General features: G+C 51.8%; 9 protein-coding genes. All 9 read left to right on the forward strand.

Going from position 1 to position 15,950, the window contains the following annotated elements; genetic code table 11:
* Positions 1 to 2: 2 nt before the first annotated feature.
* Positions 3 to 1,625 (forward strand): S41 family peptidase, encoded by a 1,623-nt coding sequence (locus HGH92_RS25150; protein WP_168873569.1) that lies wholly within the window; start codon positions 3 to 5, stop codon positions 1,623 to 1,625.
* 16 nt (positions 1,626 to 1,641) lie between these two features.
* Positions 1,642 to 2,784 carry a TlpA disulfide reductase family protein gene (locus HGH92_RS25155; RefSeq protein ID WP_168873570.1) on the forward strand — a complete coding sequence of 381 codons (1,143 nt, stop codon included), beginning with the start codon at positions 1,642 to 1,644 and terminating at the stop codon, positions 2,782 to 2,784.
* A gap of 461 nt (positions 2,785 to 3,245) precedes the next feature.
* Positions 3,246 to 6,380, forward strand: a complete 3,135-nt coding sequence (locus tag HGH92_RS25160; RefSeq protein WP_168873571.1) for a SusC/RagA family TonB-linked outer membrane protein — start codon at positions 3,246 to 3,248, stop codon at positions 6,378 to 6,380.
* Between the two features lie 30 nt (positions 6,381 to 6,410).
* Entirely contained in the window at positions 6,411 to 8,219 is a 1,809-nt protein-coding gene (locus tag HGH92_RS25165; protein WP_168873572.1) for a RagB/SusD family nutrient uptake outer membrane protein, read from the forward strand.
* Positions 8,220 to 8,369: 150 nt separating this feature from the next.
* Positions 8,370 to 10,913 carry a hypothetical protein gene (locus HGH92_RS25170; protein WP_168873573.1) on the forward strand — a complete coding sequence of 848 codons (2,544 nt, stop codon included), beginning with the start codon at positions 8,370 to 8,372 and terminating at the stop codon, positions 10,911 to 10,913.
* Between the two features lie 43 nt (positions 10,914 to 10,956).
* Positions 10,957 to 12,174, forward strand: a complete 1,218-nt coding sequence (locus tag HGH92_RS25175; protein ID WP_168873574.1) for a glycoside hydrolase family 27 protein — start codon at positions 10,957 to 10,959, stop codon at positions 12,172 to 12,174.
* A gap of 82 nt (positions 12,175 to 12,256) precedes the next feature.
* Entirely contained in the window at positions 12,257 to 13,135 is an 879-nt protein-coding gene (locus HGH92_RS25180) for an aldo/keto reductase (protein WP_168873575.1), read from the forward strand.
* 10 nt (positions 13,136 to 13,145) lie between these two features.
* Positions 13,146 to 14,318, forward strand: a complete 1,173-nt coding sequence (locus HGH92_RS25185) for a mandelate racemase/muconate lactonizing enzyme family protein (RefSeq protein ID WP_168873576.1) — start codon at positions 13,146 to 13,148, stop codon at positions 14,316 to 14,318.
* A gap of 22 nt (positions 14,319 to 14,340) precedes the next feature.
* Complete coding sequence (locus HGH92_RS25190; protein ID WP_247655076.1) at positions 14,341 to 15,885, forward strand: SLC5 family protein; 1,545 nt, start codon at positions 14,341 to 14,343, stop codon at positions 15,883 to 15,885.
* Positions 15,886 to 15,950 lie beyond the last annotated feature (65 nt).

Consider the following 15,950-nt stretch of genomic DNA (forward strand, 5'->3'; position numbering starts at 1 on the left):
TTATGATATTGAGGAAATATGTCCTGGTGTCCCTCGGTTTGGCGGGATTATCACTCCCGTTAAAAGCGCAGGTAAATCCGAAGGAGAAGCTGTGGCAAACGTTAAAAGCTATTCAGGGCAATTATGTTGATTCACTGAGCGATGAAACGTTGGTCAACGCCGCGATTGCGGGCATGATGCGGCAGCTGGACCCGCATTCCCGTTACTTTTCCGGCGAAGAGGCAGCGCAGATGCAGGAGGCCATGAAAGGCAATTTTGCCGGCATCGGTATCCAGTATATGATGCAGAACGATACGTTGTACATCACGCAGATCGTACCTGGCGGACCAGCCGAAAAGGCCGGCTTACAGGCCGGCGACAGGATCACCGCTATCAATAAGGTGCCGGTGAAAGGGGAGACTAATTTTGCCATCATGAAAAAAATACGGGGAGAGAAAGGTACTTCCGTGTCACTGGAGATACACCGGAAATCGGGCGGGGAGCAGTTTGCCCGTGACATTGTGCGTGGCACGGTGCCCGACAGGTCTGTCCGCTCAGCGTATATGGTCAATGACCAGACCGGTTATATCTCATTGCGTATTTTCAACGAAACCACCCGCAATGAGATGGACCAGGCCTTGGCTTCCCTGAAAGCGCAGGGCATGAAAAACCTTATCCTCGATTTGCAGGGTAACGGTGGCGGCTATGTGCAGGCGGCCATCGGCGTAGCGGACGAGTTCCTGCCGAAAGACAAGCTCGTGTTTTACAGCGTCGGAAAAAACAAAGGCAAAGACTACTATTATACCGGCGGTTTTGGCAGCTTTATGGAAGGGAAGCTGCTGGTGCTGATCGATCAGTATACGGCTTCAGCGGCGGAAATACTAACCGGCGCCCTGCAGGACTGGGACAGGGCGGTGATCATAGGCAGGAGAAGCTTTGGCAAAGGCCTGATGCAACGCCCCGTTCCTGTGTTCGACGGTTCTGTGCTGGAGCTGACAGGCGCCCGCTATTATACCCCTTCAGGCAGGTCTATCCAGAAACCTTACCATGGCGACACCTATAACGATAACGCACAAACGCGGCTCGCCAGCGGTGAACTGTTGCACGCCGACGTAGTGCATTTCCCTGACTCGCTGAAATACTCCACCCTGATTAAAAAACGCACGGTATTTGGCGGCGGCGGCATCATGCCCGACAAATTCATTCCACTGGATACGGTGGAACATAACGGTTGGCTGCAAAACGTTGCCGCACATGACCTGACCGGCAAGGCCACCTTTGATTATCTCGACAGCAACCGCGCCAGCCTGCTGGCCAGTTATAACGATTTTAAAACCTTTAACAGGCAGTACACGGTACCGGACTACCTCGTACAGCAGGTAGTGGGGGCTGCGGAAAAAGAAGGAATGCCGTTGTATCCAGGCAGCAGGGACAGGATCATCAGCCTGTTGTCGCTGGAGCTGAAAGGCAGACTGGCCAGCCAGCTGTTTGCCGGCAACGATTATTACCTGCAGGTGATCAATACGGACAACGCCAGTTTGCAGGAAGCTTTGCGCGTGCTGGAAAAACCAGCGGCCTATGATGACCTGTTGAACGGAGCTGCAAAGCAACCGGCTGAAAAAAAGAAAACCGGAAAATCTCACTAATTAAAATCAGACAAACATGAAAGTGGCTAAAATATGGATAGCAGTGGCATTAGGGATACCCGTATGCAGTGTGGCACAACAGTCGTACACCATCAAGGGTAGCGTCAGCAATATAAAAACACCGGCCAAAGTATTTCTGACATATAAAGTCAACGGTGAGCGTAAAATCGATTCCGTCGTCATGAAGCACGGCAAATTTATTTTTAAGGGATCAGTAGGTGCTCCCAAAGAAGCGCATCTGGTGCTGGACCGCGGCAATCAGCAGCAGGACCCGACCACCCGCCCGGTACAGGACATCCTGCCTTTCTTCATAGAAGACCGGGCTATCACTATAGTGGCTAAAGACTCCATCAAAAATGCCGTGATCTCGGGCAGTCCCACCAATGATGACAATGTAAAGGTGAACGCTATGCTGAAACCTTATTACGACAAGTACGACCTGTTGAATAAAGAGTTCAATGCGCAGCCGGTCGAAAAACAAAAAGACAAAGCTTACGTCGCTACGCTCGATAGCAGAGCCAATGATATACAGGCGGAAATCATCAGCGTAAAAAGAAAGTATGTAAAAGCCAACCCGGACAAGTACATGGCCCTGATGGCGCTGAATTCCACGCTGCCACCAGCGTTTGATGCCGTGGCCGCTGAGAAGGACTTCAATGAACTGACCCCGGCCATCCGCAAATCCGACCTCGGGCTGGAACTGGAGGCCCGGATCGCCAAAGTGAAGAAAACACAGGATGGAGAACCAGCACCGGATTTCACCCAGACGGACGTTAACGGAAAGCCGGTGAAACTTTCGGACTTCCGTGGAAAATACGTGCTGCTGGACTTCTGGGCCTCCTGGTGCGGCCCGTGCAGAAGAGAAAACCCCAATGTCGTGAAAGCATACAACGCTTATAAAGACAAAGGATTCACAGTACTGGGCGTATCGCTCGACAAGCCGGCAGATAAAGACAAATGGCTGCAGGCCATCGAAAAAGACGGTCTCACCTGGACACAGGTGTCTGACCTGAAAGCCTGGGAGAATGAAGCCGCCAAACTATATGAAGTAAATGCTATACCTATGAATTTCCTGATTGATCCTAACGGTAAAATCGTCGCCAAATATCTACGCGGCGCAGCACTGGAAGAGACTTTGAAAAAAGTGCTCACTAAGTGATGAATCAGACCAACCATTAAAAATAACTTACATCCCGGCCCGGAGCTTCAGCTCCGGGCTTATGTTTATTGATCAATTATCTGTGTTTTATTTGCCCCTTTGTAAATGGTAGCTACTTATTAATTACTTTCCGGAATGATGCAATAAATAAATTCCATGTAATAAAGTAGTCGGGCCATATTTCACGTTGACAATGAAAAAAATATCGTAGCGATTATTTAACCATAAATATATTTAAAGAAGTGGCGCTCTTCCATCAGGGAGGGCTGGCCCTTCTTTTTTTTGTTTCTGTAAGATCCTTTACTGTATTGTGTTTGGTGTGTTTTGTGTGTGCAAATAAAACATCGGTTTACAGCAAATTCATGGTGGTTTACGGCTGTATAAAAAGAGAGATTTACAACAGGTTTTAATTCGGCTTTCCAACGAAAAAATCAATCAATCAAAATCTAATTACAGTCACCATGAAAGTAAAAAGTAAAGCGTTCGTCAGCGCTGCCTGGGGGATGTCATTTGTATTGCTCTCCGTACAGGCTGCCGAAGCGCAACGCATCATCAGGGCAACCGGTAAGGTTGTTGATGCCAAAGACCTGTCGCCCTTGCCAGGGGCCACCATTGTCCGGTCAGGAGGTAAAGAAGTAGCGATTGCCAACAATAACGGTTTTTTTGAGATGAAGGTGCCCGAAGGAAGCACACTGAAAGTTTCGGCATTAAGTTATGAGTATGCCCAGGTAAAGGCCGATACCGGCATACTGGTGAAATTGGCAACATCTTCCAGCAACCTGGACGCTGTAGTAGTAATAGGTTACGGCGTACAGAAAAAGTCAACCGTTTCCGGTTCAGTGGGCGTGCTTAAAATGGATGATGTGAAGCGCGTAGTGCCTACCATCTCCGCGGGCAACCTCTTACAGGGACAGGTGGCGGGCCTTAAGGTGAACACACCTGCCGGCGTGCCGGGCGCCCAACCGTCCTTCCAGATCAGGCAGGTGACCACCTTCGACAAAGACCCTAAAAAAGGGCCGGCCCAACCGGTGCTGTTTGTGATTGACGGCATGGTGACCGCTAATTCAGATGATTTCAATAACCTGAGCCCTAACGATATCGATAATATTTCTGTTCTGCGTGATGCGGCCGCCGCAGCCGCTTACGGCGCAAGGGCCGCCGGCGGCGTTATTGTAGTGACCACGAGAAAAGGCGCAAAGTCCGCCCGGCCGGTGATCAGTTATTCCTTTAACACCGGTGTCGACAAACGCACCAAAAACGCTCCGCTGACGAGCGCTGTGGAAATGGGACAGCTGTACAACCGCATCAATCCCAACGCCACCGATGCATGGACGCAACAGGAGCTGGACTATTTCAAAACAGTGAACAACGGCTGGGGCTATGACCAGCTGGCCGCCGTGTGGCGAGATCCTTCCACCAGTTCCCATAACCTGAGCGTTTCCGGTGGGGGAGACAAGGTCCGCTATTATATGGGGGGCTCTATGATCACCCAAAAAAGTTTTGTGGAAAACCTTGATTACAAAAAATACAACCTCCGCTCCAACATTACCGCAGACATTACCGACCGCCTGCAATTGTTTGCCGGCCTCGCGCTCAATACCACCAACCGCTATTCTCCCCCTACGGGCGATGATTTTAACGACTGGTATGGAAAACTGCGGATATGGCAGCCGGAGCAGCCAGTATGGACCAACGGCGGCCATCCGGTGGATTATGGCTGGATCATGAATATGGGCGCACAGGTGCGCGGAGATGGCGGATACAAAAAGAACACCGTGGTAAACCCTCTTATCAACCTGAAGTTAAGTTACAAGATACCCGGTATCGACGGGCTTACCGCCAGCGCCCAATACAACCGCAACTGGTCAAACACCCGTTTCAAATACTTTGAGAAGAAATATGATGTATGGGTGATGAAACGCACCAGCAACAGGATACTCTCCCTGGATGAAAAAGACCTGGTAGGACTGAAAAAAACAAACCAGGTCAGCAACGACTACCTCGAAGAAGACTATCGCTGGTCCGACTACAGTCAGCTGAACCTGCAACTCAGCTACGACCGTACTTTCCATAAACTGCACCACGTAGGCGCATGGGTGCTGATGGAACAGGCGCAGACAGAAGTAGGCGGCGCCGATGCGTACCGTCAGAATTTCCCGGTATATACCACTGACCAGTGGTGGGCTGCCAGCCAGGAACCCAATGATAAAGACGCGGACGGTATCACCAATGCAAAAAACGGCCGCAAATCCTGGGTAGGCCAGTTCTTTTATGATTATGACGGAAAATACCTCACCACTTTTTCTTACCGGTACGATGGGTCCTATAAGTTCCCGGTTGATTCCCGCTGGGGCTTTTTCCCGTCTGCTTCCGTTGGATGGGTGATCTCCAAAGAGAATTTTTTCCGCGGCGTCCGGGGTATAGACTTCCTGAAACTACGTGCTTCCGCAGGCGTCACCAGCTCGGATAATATTGACGCCTATCAGTGGATGCAGGTGTACCAGACTGGTAAGAACGGTTACTTTGGCACATCACCCATTACCAGTACAGGTATACAATACGGTGGTATCACGAACCCGGTAGTGACCTGGGAAAAAACAAAATCCTACAATGTGGCCGTGGACGTGAACTTCCTGCGCCACTTTAATGCTACGGCCGAATATTATTTCATCAACACCTACGATATCCTCGCTAAAAGAATACAAACTATTTCTCCTACCTTCCCCCGGGAAATGCCCGCGGAGAACTATGGGGAAATACATGCCAATGGCGTGGAACTGTCGGTAGGGTATAACAACAACACCGGAAATGTAAAGTACTATGTGAATGCCAACGCTTCCTATGGCGGTGCGAAATACATCACCAAAGACCAGAACGTCACCTATCCCTATCAGAATGACATTGGCAATTCCACCAACCGCATCGTGACCCGCGTAGCAGACCATATCCTGAGAACACAGGCAGACCTGGACAACTGGAACGCAGCCCATCCTAATTACAAATACTACGGCATTGCGCCGCAACTGGGCCAGATGGTGTACCAGGACATCAGTGGACCGGATGGTAAACCGGACGGCATCATCGACGACTGGGACAAGATAGAGGTGAAGCATAACAATAATCCCATCCTGCTGGGCATCAACCTGGGATTTGAATGGAAAGGCATTTCTGTGGATGCTACCTTCAATGGTAACCTGAAACAATACAAATATGTCAACGACCTGGCTAAAAACGTGGAATGGAACCGTAACTGGAGAGAATGGTACAGCAACAGCTGGACCCCGGACAACCCCAACGCCTACCTGCCCCGGCGCTATTCCGCCAACGATGGCAATAACCGCGTAACGGCAGATGAAAGCACTTTCTGGCTCACCCGTTCCGATTTCCTGCGACTGCGCCTACTCAACATCGGTTACAGCCTGCCGTCGAAACTGATCAACAGATGGGGCGTCAGCGGTTTAAAAGTGTATTTCAGCGGCTCCAACCTCTTCGTGATCAGTAAATTCAACAGCGACTACTATGATCCTGAAATGGGCAGCCATACCAATTACCCGGTGATGAAAAATTTCAACTTCGGTGTAAACCTGACCCTGTAAACGATTCCGGGATTTTTAAAACAGAAAAAGATGAAACGTATACATACCCTCAGCATCGCGCTGGCCACCCTGGCCGCCGTTCAGCTGTGCTCCTGCAAGAAGGGCCTCGACTATGACAATGTGAGCGCCATGTCCCCTGAAAATGTATGGAAAGACTCCACCATGATCCAGGCTTATTTATCCGATATATACGGAGGCCTGATGCCTGGATGGCCTTTCAACGGCAGTGATGCGGACGAAGGCATTTCCACGCCGAGAAGCCTCGACGACTACCGGCGTGGTATTATCAGCGTAAGCAACACCAATACCAAACTGGATTATCAATACATCGAAAAAATCAACTATTTCCTCGATAACCTGCAAAAGGCGCCTACCACCGTTATTTCGGCGGAACGCAACAGCCGTTTTGCCGGAGAAGCAAAATTCTGGCGCGCATGGAGCTACTGGGGAATGGTACGGCAGACCGGCGGCATACCGTTGATACTGCACACCCAGGACTATCTCAACAAACCATCATTGTTTGTGCCGCGCAACAAAACATCCGAATGTGTGGCGCAAATTGTAAAAGACCTCGACGATGCCATACAGTCGCTGCCCGCGGTATACCCCAACGCAGGACAAGACTACGGCCGGATTACCAAGGTGGCGGCCATGGCTTTTAAAGGCCGCGTGCTGCTCACTTACGCCAGCCCGTTGTTTAATCCTAACGGTGACGCCGCCCGCTGGCAGTCGGCCTACGATGCCTGCAAAGCAGCAATGGACGCGGCGATAAGCGCCGGACATGCTTTGCATCCCAGCTTCCGTAATATCTGGTACCAGGAACGTAACAAGGAGGTGATCATGGTCAACCAGTTCTGGTACCCTATCCATGCCAATTCCTTTAATGGTGTCCGGGCGGAGCCCTTCACCCGGGACGCGTCCAACAACAATCAGCCGCTGTTGTCGTTGTTGCTGGCATTCCCCAAACGGGATGGCACGCCCATGCAGTTTGATGTCAACAAGCTGAACGACCCGGATTACAATACCGCTTTTATGAATGATTTTTATACCAACAGGGATGACCGGTTTTATGCGACCGTATTCTATGGCGGTATTCCATATCCTACGCCGGACCAGATCCCGCCGTCTTATGTGAGCGGCAACAGCTACTGGAACGTATGGCAGTACGACGCTGCCAACAACCGCTACACCAATGCTTCCATTGTCATTCATCCCGGTATGCCCGGAAACCCGGGCATCACCGGTTTCTTCGACCGCAAAGGACTGGATACGACCGTGACCAGCGCGCTGGTGTACCAGTCCGGCACCGACTGGCCGGAGATCCGGTTTGCCGAAGTGCTGATGAACTACGGCGAATGTGCCAATGAGCTGGGCAAGTCAGGTGAAGCGCTGCAGGTGCTGTACAGTATCCGTCAGCGTGCGGGCATCACGCCGGGAGCAGGAAATACCTACGGCATTACAGCGGCCACCACCGCCGCTATACGGGACGCCTATATCCGCGAAAGACAGGTGGAATTTGCTTTTGAAGGCAAACGCTTCGATGACCTGCGCCGTTGGAAACGTTACGATATCCTCAACAGCCAGGGCGGACGCCATGGCCTTTACATCACCCTGAAAGACGGACAAATGGTGACACCAGCAGACAATATTATGGACGCTCCTACCAGAGCTAAATTCACCGCCCGTTACATCGATAACCTCGACGGCGATGCCGGCGTGAAGTTCGGCCTCGACCTGAACCACTGGTTCTTTGCGCTGAAACCTGACCAGATCTCGCAGTCACAGAACGTGCTGCTGCAAAACAAAGAGTGGGGCGGCTCTTTCGATCCGCTGCAATAATATGTTTCGTATTCATAGGACCGGCGGCTGTCAATAGCTGCCGGTTTTTGTTTTAGGGCAAATAAATCATCGGTATTTGATAATTTATTGTTGATTATTGTGATGATGTTAACGGTAATTTGGGGTTTATTCTATTTAAATTCTTTTTTCATGAATGCAGGCGGCCTTAGGCGAATGACTGTACTGTTGTCACTACTTTTCCATACCAGCGGCCTTTGCGCGCAGTCCACCACGCTGCAAACAAAGTACGCTGTTGTCACCATCGATAACAAAGGGTATATATCTTCTGTCAGGAACAAGAAGAACGGCCGGGAATATCACCCGAAGGGACTTACATCGGCACTGATGAGCCTCTGTACCGGTAAACAATACCTCTTGCCGGAACAGGCCATATATACGCCGCAACAACATGAAATGCTGCTGCGGTACCCCAATGGATCTGAAGCCAGAATAAAAATTGACCAGCAGCCGGAATACCTGAAGCTGCAACTGCTGTCGCTGACGAAAAGGGAAGGCGTGGACAATATCGTCTGGGGACCGTATAAAACTACTATTTCCACGCTCATCGGAGACGTAATCGGCGTAGTGCGGAACAAGGAGTTTGCCTTCGGCCTGTTGGGGCTGGATGATAATACCACCAGTGGCCCTCCTACAGAAGGCGACCTTTCTTTTATGTATTATTTCATCCATTCTCCTGACCCGGTGAAATACCCGCTGCCCGCACATTTGAAAGAAGGGCAGACCTTTAGTATCGGTGGTGATGGTGTAAACGATGTGGCTTTTTATTCGCAGCCGGAAGAATATTTCCGGATGAACTACGGCAACGGCGCAAAGCTGGAGCCGGCCTATGGCGCCACGATCTGTATGCATGCGCGCAACAGGCGTAAGGAGCAGATGGTCCGTTTCCCTGACTACCCGGAAGGCGTGGAAGGGAAAGCCAATTCAGCCCGGTACCAGCTGGTCACCGCAACCGATGCGGACTATATCGGTTCAGCAGTAGCGTTGTACGCCTGCCCTGATTCGCTGGGCCTCAACACCATCGAAAAAATAGTATTGGCCGAAGGATTACCACATCCCACTATTGATGGCAAATGGATCAAAGACCCGGCAGCCTATCGTCCTGATATTGCCTGGTACGGTCCGCACGACAGCCTGGCGGCCTATTCCGGGCAACTGAAAATCCAGGGCGTACAAGATGAAGGCTGGGGAGAATACTATCCCAATCCGGCCAACCGCTGGAAAACACGGCAGATCAGCTTTGCGGGCCAACCAGCCATGAGCATCCCCGCTTTTGGCGCACTGATGAAACAACAAGGCATCCGCTATGGTTTGCATACGCTCTGCGAGTTCCTGCAACCCGATGACAACAGCGACGTGGCCCCGGTGCCCAGCGACAGCCTCGCTATCATGCAGCGCACCGTCATTACAAAAGACCTGTCCCCGAACGATACCATCATCACCGTGGCAGACACTGCGTACTTCCATGAATTTGGCGGATGGGAAGGCAATCATACCAACGTATTGAAAATAGGGAAGGAGCTGATCGAATACGACGGCATCACCCGTACGCCGCCGTATACTTTCCTCCACGTTAAAAGAGGGTTTCACCACACCGCGCGTGGAAGCTACAAGGCCGGCACGACCATCGTGAAGCTGCAGCCCAACTGCTACCGCGGCTTTGCGCCGGACATGCGCCTGCAGGACGTATATGCGGACTATTACGGGAAATGGCTCACAGAAGGCGGTATGGACTATATCGATTTCGACGGACTGGAAAGCTGTATGTACCAGGGCCACGGGCAGTATTCGTTCAAACGTTTCTTCCGCGGGCTTTTCGATAGTTACTACCGCCACGGCGGCAAGTACCTGCGGGTCATGGGCAGTGCCGTACAGGAAGGCAACTGGCACTATATGAGCGTCTGCAACGTAGGCGGCGGCGATCATATGTTCAGCCCTGTGAAAAATAAATGGGGCATAGAAGGAAAAGATATGCGGTATGTGTTTGAAAGCAGCTATTTCCCCGCCACCTTCGGTATTCAAAACTATCAGGCAGACTGGGGCTTGTATGATGCGGAAAACCTCGAAGCAAAATCCATCGGCTGGAATGCCACGTACATGCTGGGTTTGAGCCAGCAGACAGTAGAGGCCAGCGGCGAAAAAGCCGCGATATTCAACGCCTTCCGTCTTTGGGAAGAAGCGCGTGCCGCCAATAAATTCACAACTGCGCTGAAAGAGCAACTGAAAGACCTCGACTATAAATTCCACCTGGAGAAAGCCGGCGCCAACGTTTTCCTGTTATATCCCGTAAAGGAAAACAGGTTTTCGGAACAGGCCTTCGCTGGTGCAACGTTACCGTTACAGAATGAATTTAAAGAACAGCCGCTGGTGTTTTCAATCAAAGTCACCGGCCCGAAAGACGCAACGGTACAGGGCCTGAAGGTCCGGCTCACAGACAATACAGAACTGACTATTGATAAACATATCAATGCAGGGCAGTATATTATCTACAAAAACGGACAACTCTGGCTGGCAGACAATGGCCGCCGGTTATTGGAACAGCTTCCTGCGAAAGGTGGTTTACATATAGGCAAAGGCCAAAGTAATATCACTGTAGCAGCCATTCACCCTGTACAGGACGACAAAGTACGGTTTGAACTGGTGGTGCCCGTTATAGGAGCGCCCATTAAATTCTGATGTTTTTTGCAGATATTTACCGAGAACATACCTTCCACGAACAATGAAAAAAATTATTTTCCTGTTGGCAGTCATCGTCTGCAGTCTGCCTGTTATTGCACAAACCCGTTACAATGCCTGGGATTCACTGGCCATGACGCCACCCATGGGATGGAACAGCTGGAACTTCTTTGAAGCCAGGGTCAGCGAGCAGGTAATCATGGACATGGCCGATGCCATGGCCGCCAACGGTATGAAAGACGCCGGCTACCGTTATCTGGTGATAGATGACCACTGGGTGGCCGGCCGTGATAAACACAACAATCTTTTTCCCGACCCGGAACGGTTTCCGCATGGCATGAAATACCTGGCGGATTATGTACATGGAAAAGGACTGAAGCTGGGCATTTACTCAGATGCCGCTATGCTGACCTGTGGCGGTGTTACCGGGAGTTACAATTTCGAGGAACAGGACGCCCGTACTTTTGCGGGCTGGGGCATCGATTTCCTGAAGTACGACTATTGCAATGCGCCGGAAGACGTGGCCACTGCGTTCAGCCGGTATGCCCGTATGGGCGATGCCCTGAAAAAGTGTGGCCGCCCTATAGTCTATTCTATCTGTGAATGGGGACAGCGCAAACCCTGGCTGTGGGCCAGGGCGGCTGGCGGCCATCTGTGGCGTACCACCTGGGACAGCCGCGACGTATGGGAATCGCATGACAACAATCTCACCGGTATTATGGAGATATTCCTCCAGCAGGAACACCTGGCTTCCTATGCCGGCCCTGGCGGCTGGAATGATCCGGACCTGCTGATGGTAGGTCTTTACGGCAAAGGTGCTTCTTCCTCTGTAGACGGCCGCTTTAAAGGCTGCACCGCTACAGAGTACCGCACACATTTTGCGCTGTGGTGTATGCTGGCCGCTCCGCTGATGGTGAATATGGACCTGAAGCATATCACGCCGGACGTGTTGCAGCTGATCACCAACCCACAACTGATTGCCATCAACCAGGACGCGCTGGGCAAACAGGCGACCACCGTTTTAAAACGGAATGATATCCAGGTGCTGCTGAAACCATTGCAGCGCGGGGATATGGCGGTGTGTGTATTCAACCGTGCCGCCAATGGGCAGTCTTTTGACATAGACCTGAAAAAAGACCTCGCTCTCTGGCAGCCTTTCCAGGTAACAGACGTCTGGAGCGGCAAGCCTGTAAAGACATTGAAAGGGCAACTGGGCGCACATGATTGTGCAGTGTATCTCCTGAAAGCCGGGCAAAAATAGCATTGGTTAAAGTCAATTTATATGTTGTAACGCTATGTTGACGGCGCTACATTTATATCTGTAAGTGATTAGATTTTTTTGAATGAATGCAAAAAGTATAGTGTTAGGGACAGCTGGTCTTGGCGGCGTATGGGGCAAAGTGGATCGGTCTGCAGCTGTCCGCACTTTACTGACAGCGCTGGAAAACGACGTCACTGCCATAGATACGGCGCCGGCATATGGCGATGCAGAAGAGATCGTAAGCGATGCGTTGAAACAATGGAGAGGCCCGGTGCCCGTTATCAGCACCAAAGCCGGCAGGCTGCGGTCATATGCCGCAGATGAAGCGTACTACGATTATTCCGCTGCCGGTATTATGAACAGCGTATACCGTTCGCTGAAAACATTGGGCGTTCCGGTATTGGACATATTATTCCTGCATGATCCGGAAGCGGTGCCCGAGCAAGAAGGCGATCAGGTGGTGGCGGTCATGTTGCACCTTAAGCAGCAGGGACTGGTGAAAAAAATCGGCCTGGGCGGCAACATCCCGCTGTGGATGGAAGCCTATATTAAAACAGGCGTTTTTGATGTGATCATGGAATTCAACAGGCTGAACGCCTGTAGTACAGCGGCGCTCAAGGACCGGCTGCCTTTCTGCAACACCAGAGGCATGGCGTATTATGCCGCCAGTCCGCTTTATATGGGACTGCTGGGCCGGAATTTCCAGGCCTGGCAACAGCAACCGCCGCAATGGCTGCCTGCCGGCAGTATTGCCACTGCGCAGCGTTTACAGCTGATCGCAGCAAAGCACCATCTTCCGTTACCGGTATTGGCCCATCGTTTTCTACTGACGGTCCCACGTGCGTTCAGTATCGTGATAGGCGCTTCCTGCGTGACAGAGCTGGAAGAAAGTCTGTCTGCTTTCCGGCAAGGCCCGCTGCCGGAAGCGATATACCAGGAAATACTGGATTGTAATAAGTAAACAGCTACCATTGTATACCATCGATCATCAAATCTTTAACATCACCAGCGTGCAATTGCGGGAGCTGGAACCAGCCATGGCGGTAACGCCCATCCAGGACGCCACCATGGGCCCTTTTCCATCCTTCGGCCTTGCGCTGATCACTCTGGAAGACGAAAACGGCTTTATCGGTGAAGCACCGGTGTACAGCAGTTATATCAATATCCTGGAAAACTGCCTGCTGCCCATTCTGCTGCACAGCCATCATGTGCCCTATCACAAATTGTATCATCAGTTGTACTGGTCTATCCGGAACGAAGGTTTCCGGGGGCCGGCATCGGCGTTGGTAGGGCAGATAGACCTGGCGTTGCATGACCTGGCGGCCCGCCGCGAAGGCGTGCCGTTGCACCGCTTCCTGCATGCGGAAAGGGACACGGTAAAAATGTACGGCAGTGGCGGCGGTACCAACTATACGCTGCAGGAACTGGAACAGGAGGTGGACCGTTTTATGGAAGCGGGAGTGGACTGTTACAAGATGAAGGTAGGGAAGGCATTTGGCACCATGATGGGGGAGGATGCTTCCCGTGTTAAGTTTGTCCGCAGCCTGCTGGGAAAAGATGTCCGCCTGGCGGTGGACGCCAACCAGATATGGAGCGGTGAGCAGGCGTTGCGCTTTGCCGATATGATCGCTGCGGCTGATGTGGCCTGGTTTGAAGAACCGATCCACTCCGCGGCATTTGAACAGATAGGTGTACTATGCAGCCAGACGCCATTGCGGGTTTCTTTCGGTGAATCGGAAAGAACCTCCCGTTTATTCCCTACCTTGGTGAACTTAGGCGTACGCCACCTGCAACCGGTGCCTACGCACCTGGGCGGAGTGAACGAATGGAAAGAAGTCAGGGACCTGGCGGCAAAGAGCGGCGTTGATTTTTCCTCCGGCGGATATTCGTTGTTTACCGCCTCGCTGATGGCCACTGCTGACGAAGCATGCGAAGTGGAGTACCTGTATTCTATCATGTCAGGACTGGAGCGTTATTTCAGCGTTTGTCCCGAATGGAAGAACGGCTGCTTTGTGTTGCCGGACATTGCCGGTCTTCCGGTACGGGTGGACTGGGACTACTGCCGGAGCGCAGATAAAATTGTAAAACAATATTACTGGAATGATCAGAACGTCAGGAAATATTCACCTATTGTATCACTATGATCTTTAATACTTGCCTGTGAACATGTCGCTTACCGGTGTTGATGGCGTAGTGCTGGTGCTGTATATCATCGCCCTTTTTGTATTAGGTTTTTTCCTGGGCAGAAACAGGGAGCAGGACATTTTCCTGGGTGGCCGTTCGCTGCGATGGTGGCAGATCGGTTTCTCTATGTTCAGCGCCAATGCAGGCCCTATGATGTTGATCGGCATGTCCAGCCTGGGCTTCTCCCAGGGCGTGGTGGGCGCTAACTTTGAGTGGCTGGCATGGATATTCCTGTTGCTGCTGGCCATGTTTTTCCTGCCGCGGTACCTGTCGGCCGGTATCAGCACCATTCCGCAGTACCTTTTGCATCGCTATGGCAAGAGCGCCTATAATTTTCTCGTGATATACAGCCTGGTGTCCATACTGGTGGTATGGTTGGGCAGTGCGTTATATGCCGGCGGACTGGTGATCTCGCAGGTGCTGGGCTGTCCGCTGATGTACGCCGTGGCGCTGATAGCGCTGATAGCCACCAGCTACACCGCGGTGGGTGGCTTCAGGGCGGTGGTGCGCACCGGCATTTTCCAGTCGGTCATCATCATCGTTTCCTCGCTGATACTGACCGTGCTGGCTTTCAACAGCATGATGAAAACCGGTGCCGTTCATCACGAGGTGCCGCAGAATTTCTGGAAACTGCTGCACGGCGCCGATGACCGGGAATACTCGTGGATGGCTATTCTGGCGGGATACCCGGTAGTGGCAATTTATTACTGGTGCGCAGACCAGACCATCGTGCAGAAACTGCTGGGAGCAAAAGACCTGCGGGAAGGGCAGTATGGCGCGTTGTTCATTGCTGCGCTGAAGATGATCACTCCGCTTATTTTCCTGCTGCCGGGCATTATCTGTTTTATTTTATACCGGGACATCACCACGGCTGACAATGCGTATATCACGCTGGTGCAGCAACTGATGCCGGATGGTTTCCGGGGCCTTTGCCTGGCGGCATTGATCGCCGCATTGATTGATACCGTGTCGTCCGGCCTCAATTCATTCAGCACGGTGTTTACGCTGGACGTGGTGGGCCAGTTCAGGACAACGGACGATGCCGGCCGGTTGCGTACGGGCCGGTGGGTGACTGTGCTGGCCGCATTGCTGGCCATAGGCATTGCAGCGCTGTTCCTGTTTTCCGGCAAAGGGCTGTTTGAAATTACGCAAGGCATGGTGTCTATCCTGGCGCCGCCGTTGTCGGTGGTATTCCTGGCGTCCATTTTCTGGAAGCGGACCAACACCCCGGCAGTAGTGACGGTATTGTATGGCGGCGGGTCTGTGTGCCTGCTGGTGGGCGTGTGTTACTTGCTGAACTATCCCTATAAAGGCTTTTGGCCTCATTTCCTGTTATTGTCGGTATATCTTTTTATGGGACTGGCGTTGCTGATCATGGTGGTGTCATTGCTGACAGCGCCGTCGCCTGTCACGGATGATAAGCCGGTGTTTGTTTCCGCAGCGGGAAACCGGCTGTCACGCAGGGTTTGGGCTGGATGGGCGGTATTGGCGGTTGTTATGTTGATAATTTATCTTTTATTAAAATGATGATAAACAGAATAACAGGTGTGTTTTTGATCGTATGCGCCATGGCATGCGGCAGCTGTAAAAAC

It is taken from the genome of Chitinophaga varians (assembly GCF_012641275.1).
Taxonomy (GTDB): domain Bacteria; phylum Bacteroidota; class Bacteroidia; order Chitinophagales; family Chitinophagaceae; genus Chitinophaga; species Chitinophaga varians_A.